At 58.4% G+C, this 10426-nt stretch carries 1 protein-coding gene and 2 pseudogenes; all 3 read right to left on the reverse strand.

Translation table 11 applies throughout. The features are described 5' to 3' along the window. Nucleotides 1–80 precede the first annotated feature (80 nt). A pseudogene (locus tag GGR61_RS16810) lies at nucleotides 81–4238 on the reverse strand (hemagglutinin repeat-containing protein); the annotation flags it as partial. 772 nt (nucleotides 4239–5010) lie between these two features. Beyond that, nucleotides 5011–9564: pseudogene (locus tag GGR61_RS16815) on the reverse strand (hemagglutinin repeat-containing protein); the annotation flags it as partial. A gap of 455 nt (nucleotides 9565–10019) precedes the next feature. Beyond that, the gene (locus GGR61_RS16820) at nucleotides 10020–10418 is read right to left on the reverse strand and encodes a hypothetical protein (RefSeq protein WP_184622792.1); all 399 of its coding nucleotides are present in this window, start codon (nucleotides 10416–10418) and stop codon (nucleotides 10020–10022) included. Between the last annotated feature and the right edge of the window lie 8 nt (nucleotides 10419–10426).

Raw genomic sequence — 10426 nt, forward strand, 5'->3', positions numbered from 1 at the left:
CCGGAAACGGCAAAAAAATCGAGGATCTGAGCGCCGTCAGCCTGGTCGATGTGGTTAGGCTCATCCTCCGATGCCGTTGATCAGACCATCCCTAGGCCATAAGTACCAATAAAATTACCAAACGGATCAACCAGATACTGCTGCTTCTTGTTCTGCAGGAACTCTCCTGGCGCAGAGTTTTCGAACAGCGTACTCGCGACGGTCTTGACCGGGCCGCCAGCAGCCGCCATCGCGACGTAGGCAAGCGCCATTGCTGTGTCTTGACCCAGCCAGTTGCTTGCCTTCTCAACGCCGCGACCACCACTCTCGATGACTCCGCTGACAAGCTGACCAGCGTGCAGGAGCCCACCGGACGATTTACCGACTACCTCTACCGTTGGAAGCTTCTCGACACCTCCAACAGCAACAAGAGGCTGTCCATCAGGACCAATGCTCTGTACATCTTCAACATAGACCCTGCCCACCATTCCAAGAAGAATCTTCTGATCCTCCAGGCCCAGCGCACCAAAACTCTTGCCGTATTCCTTCTGTGCCGATGCTTCAACCAGCGCCATGCCCGCCATGTTGTTGGCAACGCCAGGCGTTGTCAGCGCCGCCGCGAGGCTGGCTGGATCCGCGCCATTCTTGATTGCCTCGTTGATCAGCGTACGCATGCCTTGCAGCAAAGCCTCGTCACCGCCCGCCATCTCACGCAGAGCGTCGGAGGCTAGCAGCTGTCGCTTACCATCCCGGTAGTCGTAATAGCCGTATTGCTGGGAAGTATTGGCGGCGATGGCGCCCGACGTAGCATCCCCTATCAGACCGCCAGCGATCAGACCCAGGCCAATGCTGGCCAGGTTCATCGCTCCTTCGTGGGCTACACCATCGCCATCCAAGCCCTTATTGATGCTTGCTGATAGCTTGGTCAGTAATCCTTCGTTGGCAGCTACACCAGCAGCAGCGCCTAGAGCACTGCCCCCGCCCAGACTGGCCTGGAATACGCCTGCCAGTACCTGCGTTGCCATCTTGGCATTACCGCCATCGGACCACTGCTTCAGACTGGACTGAGCGGCGTCACGCCGCACCGCTGCTGCCGCACGCTCTTCATCGGTTGTAGCAGCTTGATAGTCCTCGGCTGCGGCTTTGAGCTCTTCTGTTGCCGCGTCACGCCGTGCAGCAATCACTTCCTTGGCAGTACGGAATCCGACTTCGCCTGCAACCTGGCTCAGCTCGACCTGTTCCTGCAACTTGTTCGTATCAATCGCCTTGACGCTATTGCCGTCAAGCATTGAGGTGCTACGTTCCAGACCTTCCAGGGCACTGAGATCCTTATTACGTATTTCAATAGCACCAGCAGCAATGTCACTGCGAGTAGTACTCGTTGCATTGCTATTGGCGCTGCCCAGAGCACTGAGTCCTGCACTTGCGGCGGATTGCGCTAATCCAGCACCACTGGTTCCCGCGCCGACACCGATGTTCGATGCCTTTGCCTTTGCTTCGTTTTGAAGATCGTCTACCGTCAGGCTGTCCGTGGACAGGCGATTGAGTGTCGCATCTGCCGTACTTGCAATTGCGCCGCCAACAAGGTGCGTATTGCCACCAACAGTGATATCAAATCCACCCTTGCCAGCCTGGATGCCGCTTTGTTCATTGACACTGGTGTAGCTGCTGTTGACCTTCTGTTGGCTGTAGTTCGCACTACTGCCGCTAAAGCCCCACACCAGCGTCATGCCTGCCTGTTGCTGCTTGCTCTTGTAGTCGCTGGTGTCTTGCTCACTTTGGATCAGCAGGTTACCGCCAACGTCGGCCAGCACTTTGTCGCCGATTGCTTGTGCGCCCTTGATCGTAGTGTCGTTACCACTGATCAACGTCAACCTGTCGTTGGCGGTCACTACGCTCTCAGCGTGTACGTCACTATTGCCCTTGGCACTGCCTTTACCAGCATAGGCAGTGAGATACACACCTGTCGTGGTCCCGACGCTTACACCAATCTCGCCACCGGCGTTCTTGTTCTCCGACTTATTGGTGTTGGTCTCCAGGTTGCTCAGCAAGTTCAAGTCGTTCGCCGCAGACAGCGCGACATTTTCACCGTTGATCTTGCTACCAATGACATTCAGGTCGCCGCCTGTTGCTGCGATGGTGACGTTGCCGTCGCTCAGGATTCGGCTACCGCCAGTGGTTTCCTCATGCGTGGTCGTCTTGCTCGACGCACTGCTAGCACCGATCCCGATGCGTAGACTCACACCGCCCATACTGCTGCCAGCGGCCGCAGCTGCCTGGTATTCGGCAACGCCATCACTGACGGCGTAACCCGCCTTCGCGGCATAGAGTGCTTTTAGGCGGTCATCCTCTACCTCTGAACCGCGTTTAGTCGCGCTGTACGCCGCTTCCGCTGCTGCAACCACGCCCCCGGTCAGCCCCAACGTGATACCCGCACTCTGCTGCTTGGACGTCTGCACCGTATCCACGGTGTTTTCCGCTGCAGCGATCGTGACTTCCTTGCCGACGATGGTGGTACTGGTCGCGCTCAGCACATCGCTACCGGTGATAGCCACCTTGTTGCCGGCGGTCATCGTCACCGATCCATCTGTACTGCCGACCAGGCTGCCGCTGTTGGTCACCTCGGTGACGTCCAGTCCATCGGTCTTCTTGGTGACACCCAATGCGACGCTGAATCCGCCGCCGCCGTAGAGACCGGACTTCTTGACGGTCTTTTCGTGTTCCTCGCTGTGCGTGTTCTGCACCGTGTCCAGCGTGATGTTGTTGCCTGCGGCCAACACCACATCGCCGGTGCTGGCGACCTGCGCGCCTTGCGACAGCAAATCGTTACCCGCCGCGATCTGCACCGTGTCGCCACTGAGCGTGGTGGTGACCGCCACGTTGTCGTGCCACTCGTCATGTGTGGTCGTGGTCTTGCTGGAGAACGTGCCCTTCTTCTTCTTGGTCATGTCCTGCACGGCATCGTGCTGCTCGCTGGCGGCGAGCAGGTTGACGTCGTTGCCGGCGGCCAGGCTGATAGCACCGTTCTTGCTTGCAGCGGTAGCGGCGGTCAGGGTGATGTCGTTGCCGGCCTGCATGGCCAGATCTCCGCCGGCACTGAACTCCGTGCCGTAGACGGTTTCGTCGCGGGTCGCGGTGGTCTGCTTGAAGCGCTTGCGCGTTTCCAGGGTGTTGCTGGTGTCCACCGTGGTTAACGTGCTGGCATTGATGTCGTTGCCGGCACTGATACCCAAGCCCTTGCCGGCGTCCAGCTTTGCGGCGACCAGGTTGACGTCGTTGCCGGCGCTGAGGATCAGGTTGCCGCCGGCAGTGAGCGCCTGCTGGTCGATGGTCTGGGTGGTCGTGGTGGTGGTGACGCGAGTCTTGCCGTTGCGGCTCTTGTAACTGTTGGTCTCGCTCTCGTTGAGGACGGATTCGACGGTGAGGTTGTTGCCTGCTGCGGCGATGAGATCACCGCCTGCGGTGACCTCGGCCTGACGGATGGTCAGGTCGTTACCGGCCGTCAACTGCAGACTGTCGCCGGTGCTGATGGTGGTGCGGGTGGCGACTTTGCCATCCAGACCAGTGGTCGGGGTCAGCGAGAGGTTGTTGCCCGCCTGCAACGCGGCGCTGCCGCCGGCCTTGATGGTCACGCCATGAAGTTGCAGGTCGTTGCCTGCGGAGACGATCAGGTCCTTGCCGGTGATGACCGAGACCGCATCGCCACCGCGCAGCAGGCCGTTATCGTCGCGCAACGCGCTGGGTGTAAGGCTGAGGTTGTTGCCGGCGATCAACGCCGCGCTGCCATCGGCCTGCACGCGGGTGCCAGTCAGCGTCATGTCGTTGCCGGCGAATAGTTGCAGGGTGTTGCTGGCGCTGATGCCGGACAGGATGCCAACGCCGTTGATGGCCTTGGACGCTTCGCTGACCAGGTTGTTGCCAGCCACCAGCGCCACATCGCGGCCCTGGATCTGGCCCTGGTTGAGCAGGTCGTTGCGGGCTTCCAGCGCCACGCTGCCGGTGCCGCTGATGCGGCCCTGGTTGAGCATGTTGCCGGCGGTGATGCTGACGTCGGCGCCAGCGATGACGCCCTGGTTGCTCATGGAGTTAGTGGCGTTGAGCTCGACGTTGCCGCCGGCAATCAAGGCACCGTTGCCGCGCAGCTGCAGCGAGTTGGAGGCCAAATACACGACCGGCACCAAGACCTTCTGGCCCTGGTAGTCCTGCTCCACCATCCACACGATGTCTTGTGTCAGCGCGGCGGCCTGCGCGGCGGTGAGGCCAACGCCCATGCTCAGCTGCAGCTGACCTGCCGCCGCCACGCCAGATTCCAGCAAGGCGCGGTACTGCGCCACGCCATCGGCGTAGTTGCCCAGATAGCGGCGGCCGGTGAGCTGGGTGATCTGGTCCAGCACCAAACGCTGCTCGTAGAAGCCATCGCCCAGGCGGGTCTGGGTCCACTCCGGGTCCACGCCCAGCTTGTCCAGCAGGAAGTCGCTGCTGATGAAATTGTCGTAGTTGACGAAGCGCGGATCGGTCTCGATCAGGTAACGGCGGCCGGGGCCATTGCTGACTATTCGTTGCGGATACTCAGACCGACATTTCCTCCGACGGCGTTATTATTGATATTTGGCCTGACCCATTTCAGATACTATCCTTCAGAAATTTACTCCGCCCACTTTCAGTTGAATATTTACTCTGACCCATTTATCCGGACAATCCAGCTTGGAACTGCACGGCATTGATGCTCATCAAGCCACCTCATTGGCTTCAGGTGATAGCAGCACCCACAAAGCGCGGCGCAGACACCGCGACTGGCGGCTGAAGCCCAACGCTAATCAAGATACATTTTGCGGTTACTATAACCTAATTCTTAATGCATTCCCAGCACCACATAAATAACACGAGAACTGCCTCTCAATCACTCCCTCATCGTACTTATTTTCTATATCGATCACAGCCAAAATTCCTTCATCACAAACAGGACAGATAATTTTTTCTTCTGGCCTAACTGACAAAACCTTGCCTATTTCAATCCACCTTTTCGTCAAATCAGTGATCAATTTTTTCACCGCTCATATATTTAAAAGCACGCTCTGCAAAATTAAAAGCCTCATCAGTCTCTTTAGCCGCCAGCGGCCCTGTTACACCAACAGATGAAGCACTTGTATTCAACCTATGAAGCTCGTGCAAAATAGTTTTCTGCAGCTCACCTTGAGATTTAAATGCATCCCTACCTATAATAAACCCATCTTCACCAAACATAGTCATTCCGGATGCAGGCATCCCTGGCTCATACATGATTTTTCTCCCACTAACGGTAACCTCCAAAGCAACACCTTGTCGATGCGCAGCTTCAATTTTCGCCAATTCATCCGATCTAACTATCGAACCCGCCTCTTCAAATACTTTAGATTCCACCACTGTAAAGCCAGGTATGATTTTTTGCGGAGGAACAGCACCCGCAAGCAGCTTAGGATCAATCCCTTTAACAATCTCTTCAAACTTACTAGCTGCGGCAGCCGCTCCACCACCGCCAGCAATAACTATGCTATGTCCGCCAGTTGCTTCGCCTACTATCGCATCAAGTGCACTGACTAACAATCGGCCACAAGCGACAAGATTGGACAAGCATGCTCCACTACCTACCGCTGCGACACCTATCGCAGCTCCCAAGGCGGGAACGCCAACGGTCAACCGACTGTCTCTACCAATACCTTTTCCGGCATACGTCAGCAGCTCCGGCTGGTACATCAGCTGCAGCTCATCCTTTTTCAAGCCTGCAGTGGCAAGGGCGTTAAAAACATCCCTGAATTGCTCTGGCGTACTCGCCAATGCCTTTCCATACAGATGAAAGTTGTCTCGCTCACTCGTGTCGAAGGCCTTTACGCCGTCGTATACGTTTTTATTCGTCTTCAGGAATTCGACAGCCGCCTCATTCATCGGCACATCACTCAATGCCGACTGGATCGTCGAGTCCACATGTGCCGCTGCCTCGACGAGCAATATCTGCTTGGCGCTTTCTACCGATATGCCCTGCGCTAAAGCAAATGTCGCGGCGTTTTCATTAATCCACCTAAATTCATCCGGGTGCAGCTGCCGATTAAACTGATCTCCCGCTAGCGCGGTCGCCGCGCCAACTTGCCCACCCGCAATAGCGCCAAGCGCCGCACTTCCTAGCTCCATGAGTGCGTTGTAAGTCGCCGGGTCGCTAACGCCGTTCCTGACCAGGTAATCCGACATCGCCGCCTTAGCTGCCTCAGCACCCGCAGCGCCAACTGCTGTCTGCAGAACGTTTTCGCCACCGAGTGCAGCAATCGCCGCGCCAGTCAAGCCATGCAGCAAAATCTTGTTCGTACCACCATCGCTCCATGCTTCCAGACGTGCCAGTGCCTGAGCTTTCGACGCTTCATCTGGTGCGCTAGCTAGATCAAGCTGGGCTTTTTGATACATGGCCGAAGCGACATCACCTACAACCCGGAACCCAATCTCTCCCGCCAACCCCATCAGTTCCTTTTGGTCTTCGATCTTCTTCTGATCGAAAATCTCCTTCAGCCCGGACTGCTGCAACTCGGTTGCATTGCGATCCAACCCTGCCAGCGCAGACTCGTCGCCATTGCGGATCTGGATCGTACCGGCGGCGATGTCGCTTTTGGTCGTGCTGTCTGAGCTGTCGCTGGCGTTGCCCAGCATGCTCAATCCGGCACCGATGCCGACACTGGCCATGCTGCTACCTGTGCCGCCGGCAACTGTTACGCCGCTGGTCTTGTACTCCGCTTTGTTCTGCAGGTCCTCGACTGTCAGGCTGCCGGTTGACAGCCGATTGAGGCTGGCATCGGCTGCACTGGCTATCGCGCCGCCGACCAACTTCGTGTTACCGCCCACAGTGATGTCGAAGCCACCACTGCCGGCCTGGATGCCGCTCTGCTCGGTCACGCTGGTGTAGCTGCTGTTGACCTTCTGCTGGCTGTAGCTGCCGCCACTGCCCGAGCCGGTCGCCAGGGTCAGACTGGCCTGCTGTTGTTTGCTCTTATACTCATTGGTGTCCTGCTCGCTCTTGATCAGCAGATCGCCGCCGACATTGGCCAGGACTTTGTTGCCGACAGCTTGCGCGCCCTGAATCGTTGTGTCGTTGCCGCTCACCAAGGTCAATGTATCGTTGGCAGTGACCACGCTTTCTGCGCGCAGATCGCTATTGCCCTTGGCGCTGCCCTTGCCTGCAGACACCGTGAGGTAGTAGCCAGTTACTGCACCGACACTGATGCCGATTTCACCGCCTGCGTTCTTGTTCTCCGACTTAGTGGTGTTGGTCTCTTTGTTACTGAGCAAGTTGAGATTGTTTGCTGCAGCCAAGGCCACGTTTTCACCGGCGATCTTGCTGCCAATGACGTTGAGATCGCCGCCGGTCGCGGCGATGGTGACGTCGCCGTTGCTGAGGATGCGGCTACCGCCGGTGGTTTCTTCGTGTGTCGTCGTTTTACTCGACGAGCTACTCGCACCAATGCCTACACGAAAGCTCACTCCAGCAGCATTGGCAGCACCTTGCGCGCCATCCGCCGCCGCAGCGCCAGTCTTGGTCGTGTTTCCTGCAACAGCTTGGCCGTCGTAGCCCTTCAGGCCATTGCCGACTAGCCCGACTGTGTCGCTGACCGCGTAGCCCGCTTTGGCGGCGTAGAGCGCCTTCAGGCGATCGTCTTCGACCTCCGAGCCGCGCTTGACTGCGCCGTAGATCGCCTGCGCCGCGTCTACAGCCCCACCGGTCAATCCTAACGTGATGCCCGCACTCTGCTGCTTGGAGGTCTGCACCGTATCCACGGTATTTTCCGCTGCCGCAATCGTGACTTCCTTGCCGACGATGGTGGTACTCGTTGCGCTCAGCACATCGCTACCGGTGATAGCCACCTTGTTGCCGGCGGTCATCGTCACCGATCCATCTGTACTGCCGACCAGGCTGCCGCTGTTGGTCACCTCGGTGACGTCCAGTCCATCGGTCTTCTTGGTGACACCCAATGCGACGCTGAATCCGCCGCCGCCGTAGAGACCGGACTTCTTGACGGTCTTTTCGTGTTCCTCGCTGTGCGTGTTCTGCACCGTGTCCAGCGTGATGTTGTTGCCTGCGGCCAACACCACATCGCCGGTGCTGGCGACCTGCGCGCCTTGCGACAGCAAATCGTTACCCGCCGCAATCTGCACCGTCTCGCCACTGAGCGTGGTGGTGACCGCCACGGTGTCCTGCCACTCATCATGCGTGGTCGTCGTCTTGCTCGAGAACGTGCCCTTCTTCTTCTTGGTCATGTCCTGCACGGCGTCGTGCTGCTCGCTAGCGGCGAGCAGGTTGACGTCGTTGCCGGCGGCCAAGCTGATAGCGCCGTTCTTGCTTGCAGCGGTGGCGGCGGTCAGGTTGATGTCGTTACCGGCCTGCATCGCCAGGTTGCCGCCGGCACTGAACTCCGTGCCGTGGACGGCTTCGTCGCTGGTCGCGGTGGTCTGCTTGAAGCGCTTGCGCGTTTCCAGTGTGTTGCTGGTGTCCACCGTGGTCAGCGTGCCGGCATTGATGTCGTTGCCGGCACTGATACCCAAGCCCTTGCCGGCGTCCAGCTTTGCGGCGACCAGGTTGACGTCGTTGCCGGCGCTTAGGATCAGGTTGCCGCCGGCAGTGAGCGCCTGCTGGTCGATGGTCTGGGTGGTCGTGGTGGTGGTGACGCGAGTCTTGCCGTTGCGGCTCTTGTAACTGTTGGTCTCGCTCTCGTTGAGGACGGATTCGACGGTGAGGTTGTTGCCTGCTGCGGCGATGAGATCACCGCCTGCGGTGACCTCGGCCTGGCGGATGGTCAGGTCGTTGCCTGCAGTCAACTGCAGGCTGTCGCCGGTGCTGATGTTGGTGCGGGTGGCGACCTTCCCATCCAGGCCGGTGGTCGGGGTCAGCGAGAGGTTGTTGCCCGCCTGCAGTGCGGCGCTACCGCCGGCCTTGATGGTGACGCCGTGCAGTTGCAGGTCGTTGCCTGCAGACATCACTAGGTCCTTGCCGGTGGTGACGGAGACCGCATCGCCGCCGCGCAAAAGACCGTTGTCGTTGCGCAACGCGCTTGGTGTAAGGCTGAGGTTGTTGCCGGCGATCAACGCCGCGCTGCCATCGGCCTGCACGCGGGTGCCAGTCAGCGTCATGTCGTTGCCGGCGAATAGTTGCAGGGTGTTGCTGGCGCTGATGCCGGACAGGATGCCAACGCCGTTGATGGCCTTGGACGCTTCGCTGACCAGGTTGTTGCCAGCCACCAGCGCCACATCGCGGCCCTGGATCTGGCCCTGGTTGAGCAGGTCGTTGCGGGCTTCCAGCGCCACGCTGCCGGTGCCGCTGATGCGGCCCTGGTTGAGCAGATTGCCGGCGGTGATGCTGACGTCGGCGCCAGCGATGACGCCCTGGTTGCTCATGGAGTTAGTGGCGTTGAGCTCGACGTTGCCGCCGGCAATCAAGGCACCGTTGCCGCGCAGCTGCAGCGAGTTGGAGGCCAGATAGACCACCGGCACCAACACCTTCTGGCCCTGGTAGTCCTGCTCCACCATCCATACGATGTCCTGCGTCAGTGCGGCAGCCTGTTCGGCGGTCAGGCCGACCCCCATGCTCAGCTGCAGCTGCCCTGCCGCAACCACACCAGCTTCCAAGAGTGCGCGGTACTGCGCCACGCCATCGGCGTAATTGCCCAGATAGCGGCGACCGGTGAGCTGGGTGATCTGGTCCAGCACTAGGCGCTGCTCATAGAAGCCATCGCCCAGGCGGGTCTGGGTCCACTCCGGGTCCACGCCCAGCTTGTCCAGCAGGAAGTCGCTGCTGATGCTGCGGTCTGTCGGGCACGCCCGCTCAAGCCGCCCTGTGCGCCGATGCCGTTGAGCGAGCTACCGCTGATGCCGCGCCCGTAGCTGCCGACGGCGCCGTTGCTGATGTTGGCACCATTGATGCTGACGCCGTGGTTGCCGGTCATGCTAGCGGCCAGGGCGGCATCTCGCTTAATTACCTCCGTCCCTGAGATTGTGAGGTTGCAACTGAAACCATACAAAAGCTTTTATTAAGAGGCGAAGTAGTTTCCGGATTCATCAACCCAAATGACAGATGGGATTTCATAGAAGTACATGTTCAAATCGTCATCATTTTCGTCTGTAGCCTCTTTCGGCCATCTCTCCCTAAGATAACTTACTATTTTTTCCGAGCTATCATTCCAATGAGCCTCAGTGTTTTCGATTGAAAAATCAGGATTTGGATTATTCGGGGAAACATAGCAGTCAGCCCCCGGGGCTACGAAAATTATTCTTCCTTCTTCAAGAAGCTTTTCTACTGCCGCGAAGAATATCTCTTTGTGCTGATAGAAATTAAGCTCAGGATAGTTGCCTCCCACGGAACTAAAAAGTGCCGAGAGCCATAGCCCAAAAGAGTCCTTTACCATTTCATCTAATTTTTTTATTTTCATTAACCTCT

This window comes from Xanthomonas sp. 3058 (assembly GCF_014199765.1).
In the GTDB taxonomy this organism is placed as follows: Bacteria; Pseudomonadota; Gammaproteobacteria; order Xanthomonadales; family Xanthomonadaceae; genus Xanthomonas; species Xanthomonas campestris_B.